Source organism: Phytohabitans kaempferiae, from assembly GCF_042433955.1.
GTDB lineage: Bacteria > Actinomycetota > Actinomycetes > Mycobacteriales > Micromonosporaceae > Phytohabitans > Phytohabitans kaempferiae.
This window is the reverse complement of sequence record NZ_JBHLUH010000012.1, coordinates 206,074-231,904: the sequence shown is the minus strand read 5'-3', so window position 1 is coordinate 231,904 and position 25,831 is coordinate 206,074. Positions and strand designations below refer to the sequence as shown.

Annotated in this window: 22 protein-coding genes and 2 pseudogenes; 13 read left to right on the top strand and 11 right to left on the bottom strand. The window is 71.9% G+C overall.

Features of this window, described 5'->3' with window-relative positions:
* Positions 1-234: 234 nt before the first annotated feature.
* Positions 235-1,203 carry a M56 family metallopeptidase gene (locus ACFFIA_RS10710; protein WP_377249298.1) on the bottom strand — a complete coding sequence of 323 codons (969 nt, stop codon included), beginning with the start codon at positions 1,201-1,203 and terminating at the stop codon, positions 235-237.
* A 32-nt stretch (positions 1,204-1,235) separates the two neighbouring features.
* Positions 1,236-1,574, bottom strand: a pseudogene (locus ACFFIA_RS10705) (BlaI/MecI/CopY family transcriptional regulator); the annotation flags it as partial.
* Positions 1,575-1,680: 106 nt separating this feature from the next.
* Between ACFFIA_RS10705 and ACFFIA_RS10700 the strand changes: the two are divergent.
* On the top strand, positions 1,681-2,193 hold the full coding sequence (locus ACFFIA_RS10700) for a Uma2 family endonuclease (RefSeq protein WP_377249296.1): 513 nt from the start codon (positions 1,681-1,683) through the stop codon (positions 2,191-2,193).
* On the opposite strand, the gene ACFFIA_RS10695 is transcribed toward ACFFIA_RS10700, so the two are convergent.
* The 3 genes from ACFFIA_RS10695 to deoC are packed head-to-tail and all read right to left on the bottom strand — an operon-like array spanning position 2,190 to position 5,414.
* Entirely contained in the window at positions 2,190-3,017 is an 828-nt protein-coding gene (locus ACFFIA_RS10695; RefSeq protein WP_377249294.1) for an aldehyde dehydrogenase family protein, read from the bottom strand. The genes ACFFIA_RS10700 and ACFFIA_RS10695 overlap by 4 nt on opposite strands.
* Entirely contained in the window at positions 3,007-4,458 is a 1,452-nt protein-coding gene (locus ACFFIA_RS10690; protein WP_377249292.1) for an aldehyde dehydrogenase family protein, read from the bottom strand. The genes ACFFIA_RS10695 and ACFFIA_RS10690 overlap by 11 nt, the downstream gene beginning before the upstream one ends.
* Positions 4,459-4,460: 2 nt before the next feature.
* The gene (gene deoC, locus ACFFIA_RS10685; protein WP_377249290.1) at positions 4,461-5,414 is read right to left on the bottom strand and encodes a deoxyribose-phosphate aldolase; all 954 of its coding nucleotides are present in this window, start codon (positions 5,412-5,414) and stop codon (positions 4,461-4,463) included.
* A 119-nt stretch (positions 5,415-5,533) separates the two neighbouring features.
* On the opposite strand from deoC, the gene upp reads away from it, so the two are divergent.
* Positions 5,534-6,166, top strand: coding sequence for a uracil phosphoribosyltransferase (gene upp, locus ACFFIA_RS10680; RefSeq protein WP_377249288.1), 633 nt, complete (start codon positions 5,534-5,536; stop codon positions 6,164-6,166).
* A gap of 3 nt (positions 6,167-6,169) precedes the next feature.
* Here the strand turns inward: upp and ACFFIA_RS10675 are convergent, their stop codons facing one another.
* Positions 6,170-6,658: an NUDIX hydrolase gene (locus ACFFIA_RS10675; RefSeq protein ID WP_377249286.1), complete on the bottom strand. Its 489-nt coding sequence runs from the start codon at positions 6,656-6,658 to the stop codon at positions 6,170-6,172.
* A 49-nt stretch (positions 6,659-6,707) separates the two neighbouring features.
* On the opposite strand from ACFFIA_RS10675, the gene ACFFIA_RS10670 reads away from it, so the two are divergent.
* Entirely contained in the window at positions 6,708-7,400 is a 693-nt protein-coding gene (locus ACFFIA_RS10670) for a GOLPH3/VPS74 family protein (RefSeq protein ID WP_377249284.1), read from the top strand.
* Positions 7,401-7,428: 28 nt separating this feature from the next.
* Here the strand turns inward: ACFFIA_RS10670 and ACFFIA_RS10665 are convergent, their stop codons facing one another.
* Both ACFFIA_RS10665 and ACFFIA_RS10660 read right to left on the bottom strand, forming a co-directional pair.
* A complete protein-coding gene (locus tag ACFFIA_RS10665) occupies positions 7,429-9,045 on the bottom strand; it encodes a phospho-sugar mutase (RefSeq protein WP_377249282.1) in 1,617 nt (538 codons plus the stop codon).
* A gap of 63 nt (positions 9,046-9,108) precedes the next feature.
* Positions 9,109-11,010, bottom strand: a complete 1,902-nt coding sequence (locus tag ACFFIA_RS10660; RefSeq protein WP_377249280.1) for a protein kinase domain-containing protein — start codon at positions 11,008-11,010, stop codon at positions 9,109-9,111.
* A 254-nt stretch (positions 11,011-11,264) separates the two neighbouring features.
* Here ACFFIA_RS10660 and ACFFIA_RS10655 point away from each other — a divergent pair, with 254 nt between their 5' ends.
* Positions 11,265-12,833: an acyl-CoA mutase large subunit family protein gene (locus ACFFIA_RS10655; protein ID WP_377249278.1), complete on the top strand. Its 1,569-nt coding sequence runs from the start codon at positions 11,265-11,267 to the stop codon at positions 12,831-12,833.
* Positions 12,834-13,227: 394 nt separating this feature from the next.
* Positions 13,228-14,493 (top strand): amidohydrolase, encoded by a 1,266-nt coding sequence (locus ACFFIA_RS10650; RefSeq protein ID WP_377249276.1) that lies wholly within the window; start codon positions 13,228-13,230, stop codon positions 14,491-14,493.
* Positions 14,494-14,593: 100 nt separating this feature from the next.
* Here ACFFIA_RS10650 and ACFFIA_RS10645 read toward each other — a convergent pair whose 3' ends face one another.
* Positions 14,594-15,550, bottom strand: a complete 957-nt coding sequence (locus tag ACFFIA_RS10645) for a DUF4349 domain-containing protein (protein WP_377249274.1) — start codon at positions 15,548-15,550, stop codon at positions 14,594-14,596.
* A 118-nt stretch (positions 15,551-15,668) separates the two neighbouring features.
* On the opposite strand from ACFFIA_RS10645, the gene ACFFIA_RS10640 reads away from it, so the two are divergent.
* From ACFFIA_RS10640 to ACFFIA_RS10630, 3 genes are read left to right on the top strand one after another with little or no spacing between them, the layout of a single operon-like run.
* Positions 15,669-16,298: an MBL fold metallo-hydrolase gene (locus ACFFIA_RS10640; protein WP_377249272.1), complete on the top strand. Its 630-nt coding sequence runs from the start codon at positions 15,669-15,671 to the stop codon at positions 16,296-16,298.
* The gene (locus tag ACFFIA_RS10635; protein WP_377249270.1) at positions 16,298-17,152 is read left to right on the top strand and encodes a hypothetical protein; all 855 of its coding nucleotides are present in this window, start codon (positions 16,298-16,300) and stop codon (positions 17,150-17,152) included. Before ACFFIA_RS10640 ends, ACFFIA_RS10635 begins: the two co-directional genes overlap by 1 nt.
* Positions 17,149-17,916 (top strand): SCO6745 family protein, encoded by a 768-nt coding sequence (locus tag ACFFIA_RS10630; protein ID WP_377249268.1) that lies wholly within the window; start codon positions 17,149-17,151, stop codon positions 17,914-17,916. The genes ACFFIA_RS10635 and ACFFIA_RS10630 overlap by 4 nt, the downstream gene beginning before the upstream one ends.
* A 20-nt stretch (positions 17,917-17,936) precedes the next feature.
* On the opposite strand, the gene ACFFIA_RS10625 is transcribed toward ACFFIA_RS10630, so the two are convergent.
* The gene (locus ACFFIA_RS10625; protein WP_377249266.1) at positions 17,937-18,392 is read right to left on the bottom strand and encodes a gamma-glutamylcyclotransferase; all 456 of its coding nucleotides are present in this window, start codon (positions 18,390-18,392) and stop codon (positions 17,937-17,939) included.
* A gap of 72 nt (positions 18,393-18,464) precedes the next feature.
* On the opposite strand from ACFFIA_RS10625, the gene ACFFIA_RS10620 reads away from it, so the two are divergent.
* Positions 18,465-19,874, top strand: coding sequence for an NAD(P)H-quinone dehydrogenase (locus tag ACFFIA_RS10620; protein ID WP_377249264.1), 1,410 nt, complete (start codon positions 18,465-18,467; stop codon positions 19,872-19,874).
* Positions 19,875-19,940: 66 nt separating this feature from the next.
* Here ACFFIA_RS10620 and ACFFIA_RS10615 read toward each other — a convergent pair whose 3' ends face one another.
* A complete protein-coding gene (locus ACFFIA_RS10615; protein WP_377249262.1) occupies positions 19,941-20,618 on the bottom strand; it encodes a DedA family protein in 678 nt (225 codons plus the stop codon).
* 289 nt (positions 20,619-20,907) lie between these two features.
* Here ACFFIA_RS10615 and ACFFIA_RS10610 point away from each other — a divergent pair, with 289 nt between their 5' ends.
* The 4 genes and pseudogenes from ACFFIA_RS10610 to thrS all read left to right on the top strand — a co-directional run bounded on the left by ACFFIA_RS10610 (position 20,908) and on the right by thrS (position 25,799).
* Entirely contained in the window at positions 20,908-22,581 is a 1,674-nt protein-coding gene (locus tag ACFFIA_RS10610) for a circularly permuted type 2 ATP-grasp protein (RefSeq protein WP_377249260.1), read from the top strand.
* Positions 22,575-23,513, top strand: a complete 939-nt coding sequence (locus ACFFIA_RS10605) for an alpha-E domain-containing protein (protein WP_377249258.1) — start codon at positions 22,575-22,577, stop codon at positions 23,511-23,513. The genes ACFFIA_RS10610 and ACFFIA_RS10605 overlap by 7 nt, the downstream gene beginning before the upstream one ends.
* Positions 23,510-24,376, top strand: a complete 867-nt coding sequence (locus tag ACFFIA_RS10600) for a transglutaminase family protein (RefSeq protein WP_377249256.1) — start codon at positions 23,510-23,512, stop codon at positions 24,374-24,376. Before ACFFIA_RS10605 ends, ACFFIA_RS10600 begins: the two co-directional genes overlap by 4 nt.
* A gap of 236 nt (positions 24,377-24,612) precedes the next feature.
* A pseudogene (gene thrS / locus ACFFIA_RS10595) lies at positions 24,613-25,799 on the top strand (threonine--tRNA ligase).
* Positions 25,800-25,831: the final 32 nt, after the last annotated feature.

Below are 25,831 nucleotides of genomic sequence, written 5' to 3'. Positions count from 1 at the left end.
CCCCCTCCCCGGTAAGCCCTTCACTCATGCCACCTGTAGGACGTAATGCTACGACGCCGCGTAGTAGAAAACTCTACATGGGAGCGCGGTGGCCGGCGAAGCCCGGAGAGCACGTCCGGACCACGACGCGGGGCAGGACGCCCGTGCGGTGGGGTTGTGTATCGCGGAGGGAGCGGCGGCATGGACCGCGGCGGACAGCGCGGTAGCCCAGGTCTGTCTCTTGGGACAGATCCGCTAGCCGACGAACAGGGCGACGGTCGTGACGACCAGCGTGGCGGTGACCCCGAGGGCGATCGCGCCCCGCACGCGCGGCGGGCGACCGGTGGTGAGCAGCCGCCGCACGCGGGCGTCGAGGTGATTGTCGGCGATCCCGAGGGTGATCGGCAGCGGACGGACCGGCCGCGCGACCAGGCCCGCGGGGCTCTCCGGCGTGGTGCCAGCGACACCGAGGGCGCCCGCCGGAGTGACGCGTGACGGTGCGGACGCGAAGCGCAGCAGCGCGGCGGCGAGTGCGCCATCCATGTGGTGGCGCCGCGCCCGGTCGTCGGCGCGCATCTCCACGAGGAGGGCGACCGTGTCGCGGGCGGCCCGGACCCAGCCGGCCCAGGGCAGCGCCCGGCACAGCGCCGTGAACGGCAGCAGCACCAGGTCGTGCCGCTCGTCGGCGTGTGCCCGCTCGTGGCTGAGCACCGCGGCGAGCTGGGCCCGGTCGAGCAGGCTGAGCGTGCCGGCGCTGACCACGACGGTCGGCCGCACGCCCGGCAGGCAGTAGGCCGCCGCGCTCGGATGGTCGAGCACCAGCGCGCCGGGCGCGGCCGGGTCATCGCGGGCGACGAGGGTGAGCAGGTCGCGGTGGCGGCGCTGGGCGCGGATCGCGCGCAGGCCGCAGGTGATCGTGGTGCCGATCAGCACCCCGCCCACGCCGAAGCCGGCCAGCACCAGCGCCACGTGCGGCGGCCCGAAGCCCGGCGCCAGCTCACCCGAGGCGAGGCGGAACAGCGCGTTGCCCACGCCGTCGTGGTAGGGCTCCAACCCCGCCGACAGCGGCAGCCCGATCGCGGCCAGCCCCAGCGCGAGACCCACCGCCTGCCAGCAGACGATCGCGACGCGTGGTGAGTTGTAGGTCCAGGTGGAGCGGGTCAGGACCTGGGCGATGAGGTAGCACGCCAGCACGGCCCCGGCGAAATGCACGGCGTACACCATGGCGGTCAGTCTTTCCCGTCCGCGGCTTCCTCAGCGAGGGCGGCTCGGAGCACCTCCGCCTCGGTGCCGCTCACCGAGCGGGCGAAGCGCACCAATGCCGCGTCGCGGCTGCTGGAGAGGTCGAGGGCGTCGAGCATGAGCTGAGCGATGTATGCCTCGCGGCTGGCCGCCGGCCGGTAGCTCCACGCCCGCCCGGCCCGCTCCCGCTCGACCATCTCCTTGCCGGCCAGCCGGTCGAGGACCGTCATGACGGTGGTGTATGCCAGCTCGCGGTTTTGCAGGGCCTCGGCGACCTCCCGCACGGTCAACGGCGTGCCGCGATCCCACAGCACGTCCATCACCGCGCGCTCCAACTCACCCAGCCGCATCACGCCCTCGATCCTACCGACACATCCCGGCCATCCGCCTACACGCGATGGCCACGATGGGGTGGGCCGCCCACGTCGTCCACTGGCAGGATGCGCACAAGGGGGCGAGATGGTGACGTTACCGATCGAGTTCCGCACTCCGCTCACCGAAGGCGATGTCGGCGCGCTCGGTGTGCTCGAACGGGATGGAATTCGTTTTGAGATCGACAGTGGTCGACTCATCCTGATCGCGCCGCGCACGCTCTGGCACGCGGATGCCTGCCATCGGGTCGCCAACCTGCGGCCGTATGCCTACGGCCGGCAGGGCATGCGGATCAGCCGGACCACGGTCCGGTGCCCGGACGTCATGGTCCTTTTCGCCGAACCGGACCCCGACGCCTCGTGCCACGACCCCGCCGACGTCGCGATCGTCGTCGAGGTGGTCTCACCGGACACCGCAGTCGAGGATCGTGTGGTGAAGCCGCGGATCTACGCCGGTGCCGGCATCCCGGAGTACTGGATCGTCGATCGGCATCCGACCGACCCGAGGGACGCGAGCGTCGAACACTTCAAGCTCGGCGTCTCAGGCGCCTACCAGCGCATCGGCCAGGCCGCTCTCAGCGAGCTGGAAAAGACCGGCTAAATGCCCTTGGGGTGCCAGACAGTCTTGGTCTCCAGAAACGCGGTAATCCGGCTGACGCCCGGGCCGGCGCTCCAGTCGACCGGCTCGGCCGGTGGGCGCAGCACGCGCTTGAGGTTTTCGGCCGCGGCCTCCTCCAGCGAGGTCGCCAGCGCGTCCTCGCGTACGCCGGCCAGGTCGAGCGCGTTGACGTCCATGTGGGCGGCCAGCCACGGCGCGGTCTCGGCGACTTTGCCGGTCAGCAGGTTGACCACGCCGCCGGGCAGGTCGGACGTCGCCAGCACCTCGGCGAGCGTGACCGCGGCGAGCGGGCGATCCTCGGCGGCGAGCGCCACCACCGTGTTGCCGGTCACGATCGCCGGCGCCACCACGCTGACCAGCCCCAGCAGCGGCGACTCGGGCGGGGCGACCACGCCGACCACGCCGGTGGGCTCGGGGGAGGAGAGGTTGAAGTACGGGCCGGCGACGGGGTTGGCGTTGCCGTACACCTGGGCGATCTTGTCGGACCAGCCGGCGTACCAGACCCAGCGGTCGATCGCGGCGTCGACCTCGGCCTCGGGTTCGCCGAGCGCCACGAACTGGTCGCGCCGCCCCTCCAGCATCTCCGCCGCCCGGTAGAGGATCTGCCCCCGGTTGTACGCGGTGGTGCCCGACCAGCCCTTCACCGCGGCGCGGGCGGCGACGACCGCGTCGCGTACGTCTTTGCGCGAGGCCAGTGCCACGTTGGCGTCCTGCACGAGATACGACCGCCCTGACTCGCTGCGCGGAAACTTCCCGCCGATGAAGAGCTTGTACGTCTTCCGGACGGCAAGGCGACTAGACGTCAAGGTACGCCTCCAAACCGTGCCGGCCGCCCTCGCGACCGTAGCCGGACTCCTTGTAACCACCGAACGGCGACGCCGGGTCGAACTTGTTGAACGTGTTGGCCCACACCACGCCTGCGCGCAGCCGGTCGGCCATCCACAGGATGCGCGAGCCCTTGTCGGTCCAGACGCCGGCGGAGAGCCCGTACGGCGTGTTGTTGGCCTTGTCGACCGCCTCGGCCGGCGTGCGGAAGGTGAGCACCGAGAGCACCGGCCCGAAGATCTCCTCGCGGGCGATCCGGTGTGCCTGGGTCACGCCCGTGAAGATCGTCGGCGCGAACCAGAAGCCGCGCTCCGGCAGCTCGCACGGCGGCGACCACCGCTCAGCGCCCTCCTCCGAGCCGATCTCGGAGAGCGTGCGGACGCGCTCCAACTGGGCCGCCGAGTTGATCGCGCCGATGTCGGTGTTCTTGTCGAGCGGGTCGCCGACGCGCAGCAGTGCCATCCGCCGCTTGAGCGAGGCCAGCACCTCGTCGTACACCGACTCCTGTACGAGCAGCCGGGAGCCGGCGCAGCAGACGTGCCCCTGGTTGAAGAAGATGCCGTTGACGATCCCCTCGACCGCCTGGTCGATCGGGGCGTCGTCGAAGACGATGTTGGCCGCCTTGCCGCCGAGCTCCAGCGTGAGCTTCTTGCGCGTGCCGGCGACGGCGCGCGCGATGGCCCGGCCCACGTCGGTCGAGCCGGTGAACGCCACCTTGTCGATGCCCCGGTGCGACACCAGCGCGTGCCCGGTCTCGCCCGCGCCGGTCACGATGTTGACCACACCGGGCGGCAGCTCCGCCTCCTGGCAGATCTCGGCGAACACCAGCGCGGTCAGCGGCGTGGTCTCGGCCGGCTTGAGCACGACCGTGTTGCCGCAGGCCAGCGCAGGCGCGATCTTCCACGCCAGCATCAGCAGCGGGAAGTTCCACGGGATCACCTGGCCGGCGACGCCGAGGGGCCGCGGCGAAGGGCCGCCGAGCCCATCTGCCGGCCTCCGGCCGAACCCGGCGTACTCCAGCTTGTCGGCCCAGCCGGCGTAGTAGAAGAAGTGGGCGGCGACCAGCGGCAGGTCGACGTCGCGCGACTCGCGGATCGGCTTGCCGTTGTCGAGCGACTCCAGCACCGCCAGCTCGCGGGCGCGCTCCTGGATGATGCGGGCGATGCGGAAGAGGTACTTGGCGCGCTCGCGGCCCGGCATCTTCGACCAGACCTTCTCGTACGCCACGCGAGCCGCCCGCACCGCAGTGTCTACTTCGGACTCGGTGGCCCAGGCGACCTCGGCGAGCACTTCTTCGTTGGCCGGGTTGACGGTCTTGTCGCGCACCTCGCCGTCGACCCACTTCCCGTCGACGAACAAGCCGTAGGACGGCTTTATGTCCACAATGGAGCGCGACTCGGGTGCGGGAGCGTATTCGAACATCGTCAGTCCACAGTGAAGTAGTCTGGACCGGAGTAGCGTCCGGTCTTCAGCTTGGTGCGCTGCATCAACAGGTCGTTGAGGAGCGTGGAGGCGCCAAAGCGAAACCAGTCGGGGTCGAGCCAGTCGGCGCCGGCGGTCTCGTTGACCACCACGAGATACTTGACGGCGTCTTTGGTGGTGCGGATGCCGCCCGCCGGCTTGAACCCCACCTGGCGCCCCGACATCGTCCGGAAGTCGCGCACCGCCTCCAGCATCACCAGCGTCACCGGCAGCGTGGCGGCGACCGGCACCTTGCCCGTCGAGGTCTTGATGAAGTCGCCGCCGGCCAGCATGGCGAGCCAGGAGGCGCGGCGCACGTTGTCGTACGTCGCCAGCTCGCCGGTCTCCAGGATCACCTTGAGGTGCGCGCTGCCGCAGGCATCCTTGACGGCGGCGATCTCCTCGAAGACCTCCTGGTAGCGGCCGGCGAGGAAGGCGCCCCGGCTGATCACCATGTCGATCTCGTCGGCCCCGGCGGCGACCGCGGCCCTGGTGTCGGCGAGCTTGACGTCGAGCGGCGCCTGCCCGGACGGGAACGCGGTGGCCACGCTCGCCAGGTGCACACCGGAGCCGGCCAGCTCGGGCGCGGCGACGGGCACCATCGACGGGTAGACGCACACGGCCGCGACGGCGGGACACGACGGGTCGGCCGGGTCGGGGCGGCGCGCCTTGGCGGAGAGCGCCCGCACCTTGCCGGGGGTGTCGGCGCCTTCGAGGGTCGTCAGGTCGACCATGCGGATGGCCAGGTCGATCGCCCACGCCTTGGCGGTCGTCTTGATCGAGCGAGTGCTCAGCATGGCGGCGCGCTGCTCGGCTCCGACCTGGTCCACACCAGGCAATCCATGGAGAAACGCGCGCAATGTCGCATCGGAGCGCCCTATGTCGGCCAGCGCCGCCGACGTCGCTGTCGCCGTCATACGCCGAGTCTAGACACGCCGATGTCGGCTCGCGCTCCGCGCGGGCGGTCGCCCGCCCGCAAGCCACGCCGCCCGGTGGCGTCTGCGGCGTTGACGTGCGCAACGGTAGGTTGACCGCCGTGGACGTACTCGTCGTTGATCACCCCCTGGCCCAGTCGCGCCTTACCGCGATGCGCGACGCCCGCACCGACTCGGCGGCGTTCCGCGCCGCGCTCCACGAGCTCACCACCATGCTCGTGTACGAGGCCGCCCGTCCCCTGGCCGTCGAGCACTACCCCGTCGACACGCCGGTCGCCCCGACCCAGGGCACGCGCCTCGCCGACCCTCCGCTGCTGGTGCCGGTGCTCCGCGCCGGGCTGGGCATGGCCGACGCGGCCCTCGCGCTGCTGCCCGAGTCGTCGATGGGGTTCGTGGGGCTGGCCCGCGACGAGCACACGTTCGAGCCGCGCGCGTACATGGAGTCGCTTCCCGTCGACCTCGCCGGCCGACCGGTCTTCGTGCTCGATCCGATGCTCGCCACCGGCGGCTCGCTGGAGCACTGCTGCCGCCTGCTCGCCGACCGCGGCTGCACCGACATCATCGTGCTCTGCGTGCTCGCCGCCCCGGAGGGCATCGAGCGGCTCGACCAGTCCGGCCTGCCGTTGCGCCTGGTCACGGCCTCGATCGACGAAGGGCTCAACGACAAGGCGTTCATCGTGCCGGGTCTGGGCGACGCGGGCGACCGCCAGTTTGGCGGGATGCCCCGCTTCTGAGCGTCAGAGCTCGGTGTACGACCAGCTCAGCGCCCGCCCGCCGGCAAACGGCATCACCCCGTGGAAGACCCGCGGCCGCTGTGCGAACACGAGCGGGAGGAAGTGCCGGTCGCTCTCCCACATGGGTACGCGCCCGGCGAGTACGTCGGCGACGTCGCGCCAGACCAGCGTGCCCTCGGGGTTGCGCTCGTACGGCTCGCCGCTCCACTCGGTGACCCGGAAGAGGAAGCCGAACCAGTGCTCGCCGGCGCGCCCGAAGCCGGGCCACGAGACGGTGCCGGCCAGCTCCAGTTCGGCGCACTCGATGCCGGCCTCCTCGCGGATCTCCCGGCGCATGCCGGCCACCACGTCCTCGTCCGGCTCGAGCTTGCCGCCGAGCCCGTTGTGGTGGCCGAAGTGCACGTCGTCGGGGCGGGCGTTGCGGTGGATCATGAGAATTTGTCGCCGATCGGCCGACAGGACGTAGCCCAACGTGGCGAGTATTGCCTGCACTCGCGCAGGTTAGTGCATGATGCGCGCGGACCGGCTAGCGTTCGGGGCCATGAGCTCCGTTGCGTTGCCCGAGGAACTACTCCTGCTCGCGTATGACAATGAGTCGGGCAAAGCCGTCGGCTCGCGGATCGGTCTCGATCTGGGGATGGCCGCGGCGGTGCTGGTGGAGCTGGCGCTCGCCGGCCGCATCGCGTACTCCGACGGCACGATCATCGTCGTCGACGGCAAGCCGACCGGTGAGCCGATCGCCGACGAGGTGCTGGCCCGGATCGGCGCCGACACGCCGCACACGCCCGCGTCGTGGGTGCAGCGGCTGCGCCACGGGCTGCGCACGCGCGTCCTCGCCGACCTGTGCGCCCGCGGGGTGATCTGCGACGTCGACGAGACCGCCATGGACGGCTACGTCCACCTGCACCGCTACCCGACGATCGACGAGTCGGTGGAGACCGAGGTGCGGGAGCGGCTGGGCAAGGCGCTGACCGGGGAGGAGGTGCCGGCCGAGCGCACCGCCGCACTGGCCACGCTGGTCGCGGCCGTGCGGATGGAGCCGACGCTGGGGCTCTCCGGCGCGGAGATCCAGGAGGCGCACAACCAGCTCGAGCGGATCGGCGGCGGCGCGGGCTTCACCGGCAACGTGAGCCTGGAGGAGTCGACGATCCGCCCCTCGGTCGCGCTGGTCATCGCCGCCCTGGCCAAGGCCATCGACCAAGCGCTGGGCGCGCCCCGCCCCGCGGCCGGCTGACGCCGGAGGCGCGCCCCGCGCCACCACCTCACCAGATGCCGAGCGCGGCCGCCGTCTCCGTGCGCAGCGCCCGCACCGAGGCGGTGGCGCGTTCGCGGGCACCGGCCACGTCGTCATCCACCACCTGCTCGACGACCTCCAGGTACGCCTTGAGCTTCGGCTCGGTGCCCGATGGCCGGACCACCACGCGGGCGGTCTCGGTCCGCAGTATCACCACGTCGGCGTCGGGGAGCCGGTCCTCCACCGACGTGATCGGCTCGTCGAGGAGCGCGCCGGGCGTCTTCTGCCGCAGGTGGGCCATGATGTCCTGGATCTCGTGCGGCGCGTCGACCCGCACCGAGAGCTGGTCGGTCACGTACACGCCGAACTCGGCGGCCAGGTCGTCCAGCCGGTCGGCGAGCGTGCGCAGCTCCGCCTTCAGCCCGGCGGCCAGCTCGGCCACGGTCAGCGCGGCGGTGATGCCGTCCTTGTCGCGTACGTGGTCGGGCGCCACGCAGTAGCCGAGCGCCTCCTCGTAGCCGAAGACCAGCCCGTCGCCGGCCCGCACGATCCACTTGAAACCGGTGAGCGTCTCGGCGTACGGCAGCCCGCGTGCCGCGCACAACGCCTTGAGCAGCGAGGACGACACGATCGTGGTGGCGTACAGCCCGTGCTTGCCCTGGCGCATCAGGTGGTCGGCGATCAGCACGCCCACCTCGTCGCCGCGGAGCATCCGCCAGCCGCGCACCGGGTCGGGGATGGCCACGGCGCACCGGTCGGCGTCGGGGTCGTTGGCGATCGCGATGTCGGCGCCGTTGGCGGTGGCGAGCGCGATCATGCGGTCGATCGCGCCCGGCTCCTCCGGGTTGGGGAACGCCACCGTGGGGAACGCCGGGTCGGGCTCGGCCTGCTCCGCCACCACGGCCGGGCGGGCGAAGCCGGCGCGGGCGAACGCGGCGCCGAGCACCGCCGCGCCGACCCCGTGCAGCGGCGTGTACGCCACCGCGAGGTCACGCGGGCCGTCCGGGTCGAGCACCGCCACCGCACTGTCTACATAGGAGGTGACCAGGTCTTCGCCGAGCACCTGGCCCGGCTCGCCCAGCGGCACGTCGGCGAGGCGCCCCACCGCCTGGATGGCCGCCTCGATCTCACGGTCGACCGGCGGAGCGATCTGCGCGCCGTCGGCGAGGTAGACCTTGTATCCGTTGTCCTGCGGCGGGTTGTGGCTGGCGGTCACCATCACGCCGGCCGCGGCGCCGAGCTTGCGGATCGCGTACGCCAGCACGGGCGTCGGCAGGGGGTGCGGGAGCACCAGCGCCTCGCGGCCCGCCCCGGTCGCCACGCGCGCGGTCTGCTCGGCGAAGGAACGGGAGCCGCGCCGCGCGTCGTACCCGATGACGAGCGGACCCTGCGCCCCGCGGGCGGTGAGCCAGCCGACCAGCCCGGCCGCCGCTCTGGTGACGACGGCGAGATTCATGCCGTTGGGGCCGGCGCGCAGCGGGCCGCGCAGCCCCGCGGTGCCGAACTCCAGCGTGCCGGCGAACCGGTCGGCCAGGTCGGCCGCGCTGCTCGGCAGCCGGTCGAGCACGGCGCGCAACTCGTCGCGGCTCTCCGGGTCGGGGTCGTCATCGAGCCAAGCGAGTGCGCGCTCGCGCAAGTCCTCCATGCCGCTTTGATAGCACGTGTCCGTTACTGGCGCGCGCGGGAGGGCCGAAGTGCGCCCTTCGCGTCACGCGGTGAGTTCGAACGTGCGCACCATTTCGTCGAAGATCGCTTTGCTGTCGGCGAACTTGCTCTCCGGCGTGGTCAGGTAGAACGAGTACGCCTTGCCGTCCTCGACGATGGCGCGCCACACGCCGTGCCGCATGCTGTCGCCCTCCCCGCAGGTGTACTCCAGCTCAGCGGCCGGCTTGCCGCCGACCTCGACCTCGGTGAGCCCCAGCTCGGCGTACGGCCGGGCGCAGTTCTTCGACACGTTGTCGCGCAGCCGGTTGCCCGCGGCCTGGAGGAACTGCACCGGCTCGGCCCGCGAGTTTTCGACCAGGATGCGCACGCGGCGCCCCCGGTCGTCGGGGTCGGTGTAGTCGATGAAGACCTGGTCGTCCTTGCCGCTCTTCGCCCAGCCCTTGGGCACGTTGACGGCGACGCCGCGCTCGGCGTGCTGCTGCGTCTCGAACGGTGGTGCGGCCGGCGCCGAGGTCTCCGCGCCCGCCTGCGTGGGGGTGTTGGGCGTGTCGCCGCCGCCGCTGAGCAGCACGATGCTGCCGAGTAGGACGACCGCGGCGACACCGGCCGCCGCGGCGATCTGGACGTTGCGCGGCCATCCCTTGATCGTGGTGACCAGCTGCGAGCCCTTGCGCCGGGCGGTCTCCGCGAGCGCGGCGCCCCGGCTCGCCGGCTGGCCGCCGGGCGGGCCCCAACCGGGCTGCTCCCAGGCCGGCTGGGCACCGGTGGGCGCGTCGTACCGGGCGGCGGAGGGCACGTGTGCGGTGGGCGGGATCGGCGCGGTCGTCGCGATGCCGGTCGGCTCGTCGAAACGCGGGACCCCGGCTGGCGCGGGCGACTGCGGGGCGGCGCCCCCCTTCTGCAACTCGCGCAGGCGGTCGGTGAGGGACTCGCCGGGCTGGAGCATCGCCCGCCCACCGATCTGCCCGCTCGGCTGCGGCGGCGGGGCCGGTATGGGCGGCTGCCAGCCGACGCGCTGCGTGGGGACCACCGCGTACGGATCGGTCATCATGTGCGCCGGTGCCTTGCTGGCCAGCGGGCCGGCGAGCAGCTCGCGCAGCATGTTGCGGGCGAGGTTGACGTCGTAGCGCCGGGCCGGGTCCTTTTCCAGCAGGCCGAAGAGCACCTGGGTGAGCGGTCCGGCCCGGGTCGGCGGGGCGGGCGGGTCTTCGACCACGGCGTGCATGGTCTCGATCGGGTCGCCCTTGTCGAACGGGGGCCGCCCCTCGACCGCGGTGTAGAGCGTCACGCCGAGCGAGAAGAGGTCGCTGGGCGGACCGAAGTCTTGCCCCATGGCCCGCTCGGGCGAGATGAAGTGGGGCGAGCCGAGCACCATGCCGGGCGTGGTGAGCTGCACGTCGGTGGGCATCCGGGCGACGCCGAAGTCGGTGAGCACGCACCGGCCGTCGGTGCAGATCAGCACGTTGGCCGGCTTGACGTCGCGGTGCAGCACGCCGATCGCGTGGGCGACCTCGAGCGCGCCGAGCAGCGCGATGCCGATCTTGGCGACCGCGCGGGGGGCGACCGGGCCGTCCTCAATGATCATGTCGGCGAGGCTGCGCGCGTCGAGCAGCTCCATCACGATCCACGGCCGACCGGTTTCGTGGACCACGTCGTACACCTGCACGACCGCGGGGTGCTGGAGGGCCGCGGCGGCGCGGGCCTCGCGCAGCGTGCGCTCGTACATCGCGTCGCGGTCGCTCGGCGCCAGCCCGGGGGGAAGGATGACCTCCTTGACGGCGACATCCCTGCGCAGAAGGGTGTCGGCGGCACGCCAGACCGTGCCCATGCCGCCATGCCCCACGGCCGCACGCAGCGCGTACCGCCCGCCGATGGTGGTGCCTGGTGCCGCGCGTCCGTTGGTGGGGCTGACTTGTCCGCCACTCCACGTCGGAATCTGAGTCACTGGTTATGCCACCGAGGGGGATCGAGGGGCCGGGAAACCAACCCCCCTATCTTGCGGGGTAGTTCGCCCGGAGAAAAGCCGCGGGGCCCGGGTTCACTGGTTGTGGTTGGTTGGCGGCCCAGCGTACGTGAGCGAGCTTGCGAGCGAACCATCAGGCTCAGGGACGACCGCGGTGCTGGCTGCACCATCGGACGGCCGCTAGTTGTGCGGTACAGGTCACACGAGACCGGTTGGTCGAGCCCTACCATCCGGTGATGAGCGAGTCGGGCTTTCCCATCAAACCCGTATACGACGAGAACGATCTCCCGGATCACCTCACGACACGCCTCGGTGCGCCTGGTGAATACCCGTACACCAGGGGCGTTTACGGGACGATGTACACATCTCGCCCCTGGACCATGCGGCAGTACGCCGGGTTCGGCACCGCGGCCGAGTCCAACGCTCGCTACCACCAGCTCCTCGCCGCCGGCACGACCGGCCTCTCCGTCGCGTTCGACCTGCCCACTCAGATGGGGTACGACTCGGACGACCCGATGGTGCACGGCGAGGTGGGCAAGGTCGGCGTGGCGATCGACTCGCTCGACGACATGCGAGTGCTCTTCGACGGCATCCCGCTCGACAAGGTCTCCACGTCGATGACGATCAACGCGCCGGCCGCGTTGCTCCTGCTGCTCTACCAGTTGGTGGCGGAGGAGCAGGGGGTGGCCGGGACGGCACTCAACGGCACGATCCAGAACGACATCCTGAAGGAGTACATCGCCCGGGGGACGTACATCTTCCCGCCGAAGCCCTCGTTGCGCCTGGTCGCGGACACGTTCGCGTACTGCCGGGAGGGGGTGCCGCGGTGGAACACGATCTCCATCTCCGGCTACCACATGGCCGAGGCGGGCGCGACGCCCGTGCAGGAGATCGCGTTCACGCTCGCCAACGGCGTGGAGTACGTGCGCGCCGCGCTCGCCGCCGGGCTGGACATCGACAACTTCGCGCCCCGGCTGTCATTCTTCTTCGTGGCGCGCACCACGCTCCTTGAAGAGGTGGCGAAGTTTCGCGCCGCACGGCGGATCTGGGCGCGGCTGATGCGCGAGGAGTTCGGCGCCAAGGATCCGAAGTCGTGGATGCTCCGCTTCCACACGCAGACCGCCGGCGTGCAGCTCACCGCGCAGCAGCCCGAGGTCAACCTGGTACGCGTCGCGGTGCAGGGTCTCGGCGCGGTGCTCGGCGGCACGCAGTCGTTGCACACCAACAGCTTCGACGAGGCGATCGCGCTGCCGACCGAGAAGGCGGCCCGGCTCGCGCTGCGTACGCAACAGGTGTTGGCGTACGAGACTGATCTCACGTCCACTGTAGACCCGTTCGCAGGGTCCTATGTGGTCGAAGCGATGACGGCCGAGATCGAGACGGCGGCCGAGGAGCTGATGGAACGCGTGTTCGCACACGGCTCCTCCGTGGAGGCGATCGAGTCGGGCTTCCAGAAGCGGGAGATCGAGGCGTCGGCGTACCGAGTGGCGCGGCAGATCGACGCGGGCGAGCGAGTCGTGGTGGGCGTCAACCGGTTCGCGCTCGACGAGGAGGAGCCGTACGAGCCGCTCCGTGTCGACCCGGCGATCGAGCAGGCGCAGGCGGCCCGCCTCGCGGAGCTGCGCCGGACCCGGGACGCGGGCGCCGTCGAGCGTGCCCTGGCGGAGCTGCGCGCCGTGGCCGAGGGCTCCGGCAACGTGCTGTACCCGATGCGCGAGGCATTGCGGAGGCGTGCGACCGTGGGAGAGGTCAGTGGGGCACTGCGCGAGGTCTGGGGCGTCTACCGCCCGTCGGATCGATTTTGATCTTCGGCGCGTTCGCCGAACGATCTGCGAATGTGAGCCGTACTCACGGGGTATCCGTGGTTGACGGACGGGATGTGCGGGCGCCTACCGTGCGGCGTGCCACCGTTGACCGTCCGCGAATGACGCCCACCTTGGTGGGTAATTTGAGTAGATTTACTGGTTTGTCGATTGGCTGACGTGACCGACGAGACCGTCACGCGTTGTAGGAGGTGTGGGACACTTGGGAGCGTTAGAGGGTGACGCAAACCGAGTCCCGCAGCTTGCCGAACGCTCCTACCAGGGCTTTCGTAACGCTCCGCGAGCCCACCGCTACCAGAACGATGTTGCGCAGCGTCACCGTTCTGGGTCTAGGCTGTCCGAGTCCCATCCCATCCACAGTGATCGAGAATCCGACGTGACGAGTGCGTTGACGCTGTCCTCGAGTGGCAGCCCGCTGGCATCGTCCTGGCCCGAGACACCACCGGGGGCCGACCCGTTGCCAGGCCAGCTAGACCGATGGCTCGCCTCCCGGGGCGCCGAGCTGGTAGCCGTACGACGTCACATTCACGCGCACCCCGAGCTGTCCAACCAGGAGTTCGAGACCGCCGCGCTGGTGGCTCGGGAGCTGGCCGTGGCAGGGCTCTCGCCGCGGTTCCTGCCGAAGGGCAACGGGGTCATCTGCGACATCGGCGAGGGTGAGCGGGTGATCGCGCTCCGCGCGGATCTCGACGCGCTGCCGCTGATGGACACAAAGGACGTTCCCTACCGGTCCACTGTGGATAACGTGGCGCATGCGTGTGGTCACGATGTGCACACCACGATCCTGCTGGGCGTCGGCCTCGCGCTGGCCCAGCTCGCCGAGCGCGACGAGCTGCCCGGCCGCGTGCGGCTGCTCTTCCAGCCGGCCGAGGAGCAGATCCCGTCCGGCGCGCCCGATGTGATCGCCGCTGGCGGCCTGAAAGACGTCGCGGGTATCTACGCCCTGCACTGCGCGCCTCAGCTCCCCACGGGGCTTGTGGGCGTGCGCTCGGGCCCGTTCACCGCGGCGGCCGACACGGTCGAGGTGCGGCTGACCGGACCCGGTGGGCACACCGCCCGCCCGCACCTGACCGCCGACCTGGTGCACGCGCTCGGCCGCGTGATCGTCGACGTGCCGTCGCTGCTCGACCGGCGGGTCGACCCGCGGGCCGGCGTCTCCATGGTCTGGGGCCGCGTACACGCTGGTGAGGCGTACAACGCGATCCCGGGCGAGGGGAGCGTCAAGGGCACCGTCCGCGTGCTCAACCGCGACGCCTGGCGCGAGGCGCCTGAGCTGATCAAGAAGCTGGTGCAGGACGTGATCTCCGGCACCGGCGCGAGTGCCGAGGTGGTCTACACGCGCGGCGTGCCGCCGGTGATCAACGATCGCATGGCCTCCGCGATCATCGCCGGTGCCGCGGGCGCCGCGCTCGGACCCGACCGCGTGGTCGAGGCCGAGATCAGCATGGGCGGCGAAGACTTCGCCTTCTACCTGGAGCAGGTGCCCGGCGCGATGATCCGGCTCGGCACCGGCATCCCGGGCGGCGGCGTGCCCCGCGACATCCACCAGTCCGGCTTCGACGTCGACGAGCGCTGCATCGGATACGGCGTCCGGGTGATGGTGCACACCGCCCTCGCCGCGCTCTCGACCCCGATGCTGTAGCCCGCGACCGCTCGCAAAGGGCGCCCCGCTCGTGCGGGGCGCCCTTTTCCTGTGCCTGGAGCGGCGTGCCCTTTTCCGGAGTTTCGCCTGGCCGGAGCCGCTACGGAGCGGGAGCGGCGGGCGGTGCCGGCGCGGGCGGTACGGGCGTGACCGTACGGGGGCGGCGGAAGCGGCGGGCCAGCCAGAGCGCGCCGAACACCGGCACCGCCAGCGCGACGAACCACGGGAGCAGCGCGCCGAGCACCGTCAGCAGCACGCTGAGCGACGCGACCAGCGCCGTCCAGCCGCCCTTGAGCCCAGCGAGGAAGCCGATCTCCTCCTCCTTTTCCTCCTCCTCGACCGGCGCCTTGGCACCGGGCGCGAGCAGCGTCACGGTGATCGTGGAGAGCGCGGTGAGGTCGGCCATCCGGCGCTTCTTCGCCTCCAGGGAAGCCAGGTCGGCCTCCCGCTTGGCCAGCTCACCCTCCAGCGTCACCAGCTCACTGAGCGTCTTGGCCTGGGCGAGCAGCCGCCGGCCACTGTCGACGCGGGCGCGCTGGCTGGTGATCCGGGCGTCCAGGTCGAGCGCCTCCTCGGTGACGTCTTCGGTGTTGACGTCGCGCTGCTGCTGTTCGCCCAGCTTGGCGAGCTGGTCGACCACGGCGGTGAACCGGGGCGCCGGCACGCGCAGGGTGATCGTCGCCTCGGCGTACCGGTCGTTGCTGGAGCGCTTGTCGCCGCCGACGAAGCCGCCCACGGCGGTGGCGATCGACGTGGCCTCGGTGGCGGCGGCGTTGACGTCCTCGACCCGCACGGAGAGCGATCCGGTGTAGATGATCGCCCGGTCTTCCAGGCGGAACTTGACCGGCGCGCCCGCGTTTGGCGGCGCGCCCTGGTTGGCGTCGGCGCCCGGCTTTTCCGCCGCCCCTGGCGCCGCCGCCTGGTCTCGTGCCGGCGCCGCCTCCCCGGCGCTCGAGGCACTGCCCGAGTCGTCGGAGCCGCCCGCGCCGCAGCCGGATGTCACGAGCGCCACCGCGCACGCGGCCAGCCCGACTCTCCACCACTTCCTTTGCGACATCTATCTGCCCCCTGACGGGTCGCTGTCACCTGGTGTTTCTGGGACGAGCGGCGACTGAGGACCGGTTCCGGCAGACTGCGTTCCGAGGAAGTCACGGTTGGAAGACGAGGAGGTCACGATGCGATTCACCAAGTACGGCCACTCCTGCGTACGGATCGAGCGCGAAGGTGCGGTCCTGGTCATCGACCCGGGCGAGTTCAGCGGGCGGGAGCCACTGGACGGGGCCGACGCGGTGCTGGTCACGCACGAACATCCCGACCACGTCGACGTGGAGGCCGTCGCCGAGGCGTGCGAGAGGAACCCGTCCCTGCGCGTGTACGCGCACTCCGGCACCGCATCCACTCTGGACCGGCTCGGCCCGGCGGTGACCACTGTGGAGTCCGGTGACTCGTTCGACGCGGCCGGCTTCGAGGTGAGCGCGTGGGGCGGGCTGCACGCGGTCAACCATCCGGACATCCCGCGTGTGCCCAACCTCGGCTACCTCGTCGAAGGTGAGATCTACCACCCGGGCGACTCGTTCGACCCGCCGCTCGGGGTCGAGGTGGACACGCTGTTCGTACCCGTGTCGGCGCCCTGGCTCAAGCTGGCCGAGGCGATCGAGTTCGCCCGCGCGGTGCGGCCGAGGCGGGCGTACGCGCTGCACGACGGCATCCTCAACGAACGCGGCCTGAAGATCGTCAACACGCACCTGGCGCGCCTCTCCGGCACGGAGTACGCCTGGCTCCAGCCCGGGACTACGATCAACTGATGCGCGGCGACGTCGGCGAGCGGCTCTACAGCGCGCCTCCGGAGGGCTTCGTGGCCGCACGGGACGAGGCGGTCGCGGAGGCGAAGGCGGCCGGCGACGTCGATGCCGCCCGCGAGATCGCCAAGCTGCGCAAGCCGACGGTGGCCGCCTGGCTGGTCAACCTGCTCGCGATCCGGCGACCCGACCTGATGGACGAGCTGGTCGAGCTCTCCCAGGCGCTGCGTGCCGCCCAGCGCGAGCTCAAGGGCGCCGAGCTGCGCGAGCTTTCCGCGCAGCGGCGGCAGGCGGTCGCCGGGCTGGTGACGGAGGCGCGCAAGCTGGCCATCGCCGCCGACCCCGGGCTGTCCCGCGCCAAGCTGCCGCTCAACGAGGTGGAGGCGACGCTCACCGCCGCGCTGTCCGACGCGGACGTGGCGGCGCAGGTGCGCACCGGGCGGCTGGTGCGCGCCGCGGCGTACGCGGGCTTCGGCGAGGTGCCCCGGCCCCAGCTTCGCCTGGTGACGGCCGAGGAGCCGGTGGAGGAGCGCCCCGCGCCCCGCGCCGAAGACCGGCGCGCGCCACTGAAGAGGGAGCTGGCCGCGGCTCGTACCGCGCAGAAGAAGGCGGAGTCCGACCTGGAGCGGGCCGTCAAGGCCGAGGGGCGCGGCGTCGACGACCTGGCCGACATCGAGGCCGAACTGGCCGAAGTGGAGCGCCGGCGGGCGGCCGCCGAAGAGGAGCTGAGCCGCCGCAAGCTGGCCCGAAAGGCGGCCGAGCGGGCGGTGGCGGCCGCCCGGCGACACACCGGGGATGTGGAGGGCGCGCTGGAGGCCCTCGACCGGGAGCACATCGGGAAGGCACAATCTGGCGGGTGACCCCCGAACAGGCCGCTGCCGCCGCGAAGGCGAGCGTCCTGGAGTTGGGCGGCGCCTTCAGCGAAGATCCGCGCACGCTGCGCCGCGCTCGCATGATGGGCCTCTCCGGCTGGGCCTTCTACGTGGCCGGCCGGGGCGGCGCGCTGGGCGACGTGCGCACCGACACGGTGGCCGCGGCGCTCGGCTTCATCGCCCCTGACGCGGTGGTCGACGGCTGGGAGGCGGCGCGGCGGGTCCTGCCGCCCATGGAGGTGGCCGCCAAGCGGCTGGCCGAGTGCTGCCGGTGGGGCGCCGAGCGCCTGGAGAGCTTCCCGCGTGTGGAGCGCCTCGCCGAGCTGGTGCAGCGGATCGTGGTGTCGGCCGACCCGGCCGGCATGCCGCTCTTCGCGGCGTGGCGCGCGATGCCCGTGCCCGACGACGCCCTTGGCGCCCGCGCGGCTGTCCTCCTCCACCTGCTCCGGGAGTACCGGGGCGGCGGTCACCTGATCGCCGTGCGGGCGAGCGGGCTGACCCCGCTCGAGGCGGTCATCGCGGGGCCGGATGGCGAGGCGGGCGCGGTCGCCTTCGGATGGCAGCCGCCCTATCCGCCGATCGGCCCGCTGGTGCGCCGTCGCATGTGGGCAGAGGCGGTCACCGACCGGATCACCGCGGACGCCTTCTCAGTGCTGGAGTCGGCCGAGCGGGTCGAGCTGGTGGGGCTGCTCGACAGCGCCCTCCAGATGGTCCGCACCGAGCCGGCGGCGTCCGCCAACGGCACGCACTGACCCGCGACCGCCCGCCCGAGCTACGGGGAGGCGGTGTTGGTCGGCCGGTTGCGCAGCTGGGCCACGTAGTCGTCGGGCGCGCCCGCCTTCTCCGCCGCGTTGGCGATCTCGGAGAGGTACCAGGCCGTGGGCATGCCGCCCTCATAGCCGTCGAAGACGTAGACCCACGCGGTCAGCTCACCGTCCAGGGTGACCACACGCACGGTCAGCTTGCGGTAGGTGCCCGCGACGACGCCCTCCACCTCGTCGAGCTGGGAGGCGTCCCAGGGGTGCACGTCGTAGAGCGCGACGAAGACCCGGTCACCCGGTGACTCGACGATCGTGGTGACGGCACCTTCCCAACCCAGCACCCCCTCACCGGCGAAGGTGAGGCGCCAGCCTTCCAGCCAGCCGGTGCCGACCATGGGCGAATGCGGACAGTAAGCACGCATCCGTGCGGGATCGAGGTTTGAGCCATACGCGGCGTAATGACGCACGGCGATGACGATAGCCCGGCGGACCGGTGGGGGAGAATACGACAGAGCGTGTCGGATCCTCTTGGGGGGAAAATGAGTCGCATCGTGATCATCGGCGGCGGTCCGGCGGGGTACGAGGCCGCACTCGTCGCCGCCCAGCTAGACGCCGATGTCACCGTCATCGAGGCAGACGGAGCGGGCGGGGCCTGCGTGCTCTCCGACTGTGTGCCATCGAAGACCTTTATTGCCAGCTCAGACGTGGCGACGGGCTACCGAGACACCGACGAGTTCGGGGTCCACTCGGACGGCCTGGAGGCGGTGACCGTGGACGCCTCGGCGGTCCACGCGCGGGTCAAGCGGCTCGCGCTGGCACAGTCCGGCGATATCCACGCCAAGCTGATCAAGGCGGGCGTCACCTTCGTGCACGGACGGGCGCGTCTCGGTGACGACACGCTCGGTCACACGCACCAGGTGAGGATCGCGCCCGAGGGCGGTAACTCGGAGTATTCGGTTGACGCGTCCACCGTGCTGATCTCCACGGGCGCCACGCCACGCGTGCTGCCCGACGCGGTGCCGGACGGCGAGCGGATCCTGACCTGGCGCCAGGTGTACGACCTGCCCGAGCTGCCCGAGCACATCATCGTGATCGGGTCCGGCGTGACCGGTGCCGAGTTTGCCAGCGCCTACCTCGCGATGGGCGTCAAGGTCACGCTCGTCTCCAGCCGCGACCGGGTCATGCCGCACGAAGACGCCGACGCCGCCGCCGTGATCGAGGAGGTCTTCCGCTCCCGGGGCATGACGGTGCTCGGCAACTCGCGCGCCTCCGCGGTGCGCCGCGACGGCGAGGGCGTACGGGTCGAGCTCTCCGACGGGCGGGTCGTCTCCGGCTCGCACGCACTGATGGCCGTCGGCTCGGTGCCCAACACGGCTGACCTGGGGCTGGAGGCGTACGGAGTGGCGGTCGCCAAGGGCGGCTACCTCACCGTCGACCGCGTCTCCCGCACCAACGTGCCGGGCATCTACGCCGCCGGCGACTGCACCGGCGTACTCCCGCTGGCCAGTGTCGCCGCGATGCAGGGGCGGATCGCGATGTGGCACGCGCTCGGCGAGGCGGTCCAGCCACTCCGGCTGCGTACGGTCTCCGCCAACGTCTTCACCGACCCCGAACTCGCCTCGGTGGGCGTCTCGCAGGGCGAGGTCGATTCCGGCAAGGTGCCGGCCCGCACGGTGATGCTGCCGCTCTCCGGCAATGCCAGGGCCAAGATGCAGGACCTGCGCGACGGCTTCGTCAAGCTCTTCTGCCGCCCGGCGACCGGCACGGTGGTGGGCGGCGTGGTGGTGGCGCCGAAGGCGAGCGAGCTGATTCTGCCGATCACGATGGCGGTGGAAAACCACCTCACAGTGGACCAACTAGCCCACACCATCACGATCTATCCGTCGCTCTCCGGCTCGATCGCCGAGGCCGCCCGGCAGCTCATGCTGCACGAGGTCGACCTGGTCTAGCGCACGGATCCACGGCCGGAGCGGCTTTCGCCCCTTGGGACGGCCGGCCCGCCCAGGGAACGTGCCCTACGCCGGGCCCTCCGCGGTGGCGGCGGCCGGTGTGGGGTCGGCGGGCGCGCTGGTCGCCGGTGTGGGGTCGGTGGCTGCCTCGGGCGATGTGGAGGCGGCGCCGGTCAGGGCGAGGATCCAGCCGGCGGCGGCGAAGACGCCCGCGGCCACGGCGGCGACCGCGACCAGGCGCCACGCCGACTCGGTGATCGCGTTGCCGCCGATGTGACCGACCAGGCCGCCGTAGGTCGCCCAGAGCAGCGCGGCCCCGGCCTCGTACGCGAGGAACAGGCGGGCCGGGTAGCGCACGCGCCCGGCCTGGAAGCAGGCGGCCATCCGCCCGCCGGGGACGAACCGGCACAACAGGATCACTATCGGTCCTGGCCGCCGCAGCCCCCGCGTGAAGCGGGCCGCGGCCTTGCGCGCCCTGCCGCGGGCCGGCACCATCGGCTTGGCCCCGGGCTGGCGGGCGGTGCGGCCGAGCAGGTAGCAGACCAGGTCGCCGCCGAACACGCCGAGCGCGCCGACACCGATCGTGACCGGGAGGCTGAGGTCGCCGTAGACGGTGAGCGCGCCGCTCGTGATCATCAGTGCCTGCGTGGGCACGACCGGCACGAATGCGTCCATGGCCAGCAGCGCCATCAGCAACAGGTATGCGGTGACGGGCGAGGCGACGCTCGTGAGCAGGTCTGCCACGGCCACCCTCCCCCTACGCGCCCCCCGCGCCAGGATAGTTTCCGGTACCTCGGCTCCGGGCGCGATTTCCTCTCAGCGAGATCTCAGCTCGGCTTACCGGATACAGGCGTCCGGTAGGCGTACCGTTGCTGGTGAGCGCCGAGCCCCCGCCGGGTCCCCCGTTCCCGGCGTCGCCGCGCTCATCGGTCCGGCGGCAGGTCCCGTGCCGCCGGACCGGCCCGATCCGTTGGTATTCGTGCTCACAAGATCGTGTTACCCGGGCGCAACGAGATCGGCGTAGCGTCAGGCCATGGCGGACTTGTTCGAGGACTACCGCCTCGGCCCGGGGTGGGACGAGATGTTCGGCGAGCCGAGCATGCCCCGCCCCACGTACGAGGCCCTGCATGCGACCCTCCAGCCGTTGTCCAGCGCGGAGCTGGGCGTGCGGGCGGATGTGCTGGCGCGAGCGTTCCTCGACCAGGGGATCACGTTCGCTCTCAAGGGGGTCGAGCGCCCCTTCCCGCTCGACATCGTGCCGCGGATCATCGCCGCCGAGGAGTGGCGCACGGTCGAGGTCGGCGTGGCGCAGCGGATCCGGGCGCTGGAGGCGTTCCTCGACGATGTGTACGGCGCTGGCCAGGTGCTCGCCGACGGCGTCGTACCCCGGCGGCTCGTGGTCACGAGTGCCCACTTCCACCGCGAGGCGGCCGGGATCAACCCGCACAACGGGGTGCGCATCCACGTTGCCGGTGTCGACCTGATCCGCGACGAGCAGGGCACCTTCCGCGTGCTGGAAGACAACGTGCGGGTCCCCTCCGGGGTCAGCTATGTGATGGAAAACCGGCGGGCGATGGCGCACGTGCTGCCGGAGGTCTTCGCCGCGACGCGGATCCAGCCGGTCGAGTCGTACCCCGGTCAGCTCCTGCGGGCCCTGCGCGCGGCGGCGCCGGTGGGGGTCCGCGAGCCCACGGTGGTGGTCCTGACCCCCGGCGTGCACAATTCCGCCTACTTCGAGCACGCGCTGCTCGCCCGCGAGATGGGCGTGGAGCTGGTGGAGGGGCGTGACCTGGTCTGCGTGGGCAACGAGGTGGCCATGCGCACGACCGCCGGCGAGCAGCGGGTCGACGTCATCTACCGCCGGATCGACGACGAGTTCCTCGATCCGGTGCACTTCCGGGCCGACTCGGTGATCGGCTGCGCGGGCCTGCTCAACGCCGCCCGCGCCGGCCGGGTCACCATCGCCAACGCGGTGGGCAACGGCATCGCCGACGACAAGCTGCTCTACACCTACGTGCCGGACCTGATCCGCTACTACCTCAACGAGGAGCCGGTCCTGCCCAATGTGGAGACCTACCGGCTCGACGACGACCCCGCCGTGCTGGCGCACGTGCTCGACCACCTCGACCAGCTCGTGCTCAAGCCGGTAGACGGCTCGGGCGGCGCCGGCATCGTGATCGGCTCGCAGGCCACCGACGAGCAGTTGGCGGCGGTGCGCTCGCTCATCGAGGTGGATCCACGCGGTTGGATCGCCCAGCGCGAGGTGGCGCTGTCGATGGTGCCGACGCTGGTCGGCAACCGCCTGCGCGCCCGCCACGTCGACCTGCGGCCGTTCGCGGTCAACGACGGGGAAAACGTTTGGGTCCTGCCGGGCGGGCTGACCCGCGTGGCGCTGCCCGAGGGGGCGCTGGTGGTCAACTCCAGCCAGGGCGGCGGCTCGAAGGACACGTGGGTACTCACCGGCACGCCGGGCGGCATCGAGGCCGAGGTGCCCGAGGAGGCGCCGGTGGTGGTCGTGCCGACCCCGCGCAGCCCCGACCCGGGCCCGGCGGCCGGCCCGGTCGCTGTGCAGCAGCAGCAACAGCAGCAGTCGGCAAGGGCCCGGCGACCGCCGGATCGGGGAGCATGGCGACGAGGAGGGCCGGTGCCCGCGGCCGGCAGCGAGCGCGAAGTGACAGCCCGCGACCCTGGGGGAGCAGGATGCTGAGTCGCATCGCCGAGTCGCTCTACTGGATCGGCCGATACGTCGAGCGTGCCGAAGACACGGCTCGCATCCTCGACGTACACCTGCACCGGATGCTCGCCGACCCGTGGGTCGACGAGGCGACGGCGTGCCGTTCGCTGCTCGGGGTCATGGGCGTGACGCCGATCGAGGGGCCGGTCTCGGTGGCCCGCGTGATCGGTCTGCTCGGGCTCGACGAGCACAATCCCAGCTCGGTGGTGGGCGCGCTCGCGGCCGCTCGGGAAAATGCCCGCGGCGCGCGGGAGACCGTCTCGTCGGAGATGTGGGAGACGCTCAACGCGACCTGGCACGGCCTGCCCGACGCCCGCCGCCGCGTGGAGCAGCAGGGCGTGCACGCGTTCTTCCGCTGGGTCCGCGAGCGCTGCTCGGTGCTCGCCGGGCTGACCGACGCCACGATGAGCCGCGACGAGGGGTGGCTATTCCTGGTGCTGGGCCGGAGCGTGGAGCGGGTCGACATGACCGCCCGGCTGCTCTCCACGCACGTGCGCGCCGGTGGCAGCATCCCCTCCTGGCTGACCCTGCTCCGCTCGTGCGGCGCGTGGGAGACCTACCTGCGCACCTACCGGGGCTCGCTCGACGACCGGCACGCGGCCGAGTTCCTGCTGCTCGACCGCCTTTTCCCGCGCTCGGTCTTCGCCGCGCTCTCCAGCGCCGAGGCGTGCCTGGCCGAGCTGGAGCCCGACCCCAGCCGCGCCGGCGTCGCCACCGACGCGCAGCGGATCGTCGGCCGGGCCCGTACCAACCTCGAGTTTCGCGGCGCCGACGAGCTGTTGGCCGACCTCGGCTCGGTGCTCGCCACCTTGGAGCGCACCTGCTCCCAGGTGAACGACGCGGTGTCGCGCCGCTACTTCCGCCAGACGTCGGCGGTGCTGTGGGTACCGGAGGCGGTGGCATGACCGGCGCGTCGAGTTGGCGGCTGCGGTTGCAGCACAAGACCGGCTTCACGTACGCGGGGGCGGTCGGCGCGTCGTACAACGAGGCGCGCATGTCGCCGCGCAACGAGGCCCGCCAGGCGGTGCTCGACGCACGGGTCGAGGTGTGGCCGCCGGCGCGCACGTACCGGTACGAAGACTACTGGGGCACGATCGTCACCGCGTTCGACGTGCACGCGGCACACGAGGCGTTGCAGGTCACCGCGACCGCCACGGTGGAGACCCTGCCGGCGGGCGACCTGATCCCGGCCGACGGCGGGTCGAGCTGGGCCGAGCTGGCCGTGCCGGAGACCGTCGACCGGTGGCACGAGCTGCTGCTCCCCACGCCGCGCACCGCCCTCGACGAGGAGCTGACCGAGGTGGCCGAGCGCGTGCGCGGCGAGCATCCGACTCCGCACGCCGCCGCGCTGGCCGCCTGCTCGCTGGTCCGCGAGGAGGTCGAGTACGTGCCCGGCGCCACCGGCGTGCAGACCGACGCGGTCCAGACGTGGCGCCAGCGCAAGGGCGTCTGCCAGGACTTCAGCCACCTGGTGGTCGGGCTGCTGCGGGCGATGGGCACGCCGGCGCGATACGTCTCGGGCTACCTCCATCCGGCGCCGGCGGCCGGCATCGGCGAGGCAGTCGTCGGGCAGAGCCACGCCTGGGTCGAGTGGTGGGTCGGCCGGTGGACGGCCTTCGACCCCACCAACGGCATCCCGGTCGGCGAGCGGCACGTCGTAGTCGGGCGTGGCCGCGAGTACGGCGACGTACCGCCCCTCAAGGGCGTCTACTCCGGCCCGGAAAACAGCGGGCAGGGCGTGGAGGTCACGGTGACGCGACTCCGCTAGCCGGCGGGGAGGCTGGCCGGGCCGTGGCGGCGTCCCGCGAAAAACCGGAGGAACGATGCCCGCCGCCTGGGTATCGTGGTCTCCATGCGCAGCTCGTTCGTGACGACGACGCCGGGACTCCCCGGCGTGGCACCGTGATGCGCTGACTCGACATCGCAACGGCCCCGGGGCACTCGCTCCGGGGCCGTTGTCGTGCTCCGTGGCGGCGGCGCCCCGCCCAATCGAGGAGGACGACAGTGATCGACCACCGCAAGCTCGGCCGCGAGCTCGAACTCTTCCACTCCGACCCGCTCGCCGGCGCGGGCCTTCCCATCTGGCTGCCCGCCGGCGCCGCGTCCCGGCACGCCGTCGAGGAGTACATCCGCGAGGAGGAGCGGCGCGCCGCTACCAGCACGTGTACTCCCCGCCGGTCGCGAAACGCCAGCTCTACGAGCTTTCCGGCCACCTGCCGCACTTCGCCGAGGACATGTTTCCGCTCATACGGCTGTCGGCGGACGACGAGTTCGCGATGCGGCCGGCGCTCTGCCCGCACCACGCGCTCGTGTACCGGTCCCGTGGACGCTCCTATCGCGAGCTTCCGCTGAGGATCGCCGAGCTGGGTGGCATGTACCGGGCCGAGCGCTCGGGCGTGCTCGGCGGGCTGAGCCGCGTGCGCTCGATCTGGCTCAACGACGGGCACATCTTCTGTCCGCTCGACCGGGCCGGCGAGGAGGTCGCGGCGGTGCTGGAGATGATCCAGCGGGCCCACGCGGCGCTCGGCGTACGGCCGGCGGGCTTCCGGCTCTCGCTGCACGGACCGGGGGAGAAGTACGTCGACAACCCGCCGATGTGGGCGAGGTCCGAGGAGGTGCTCCGCGGCGTGCTCAAGGACCTCGGCGTGTCCTATGTGGAGGCCGAGGGCGAGGCGGCCTTCTACGGACCGAAGATCGATGTACAGGTGGTCGACGCGGCGGGTCGCGAGATGACCCTCTCGACCGTGCAGCTCGACTTCCACCAGGCGGCCCGATTCGAGCTGTCCTACGTGGATCGCGGGGGCGACCGGCGGCGCCCTGTCATCGTGCATCGCAGCGTCGTCGGGAGCATGGAGCGGCTCTTCGCCTACCTCATCGAGGTGCACGGGGGCGCCTTCCCGGCGTGGTACGCGCCCGTCCAGGTGGAGATCCTGCCGCTCGGTGACGTGCTCGTCGCGGGCTTTCACCTGGCCGCCGTCGCCGCCGGGCTCCGCGCCGAGGTGGCCGCCGAGGGGAGCCTGGGCGCCCGGATCCGGGACGCGGCGCGGCGCAAGGTGCCATTCGTCGCCGTGCTCGGCGAGCGCGAGGCGGCGGCGGGGGCGGTCTCGCTCCGGCTGCGCGACGGCCGCGAGCTGGGCCCGCTCCCCGAGGGGGAGGCACTGGCCCGGATCGCGGCCGGCGCGCAGCCGTGAGAGGTCGCGGGCGCCCCCGTGGCGCCCGCGAC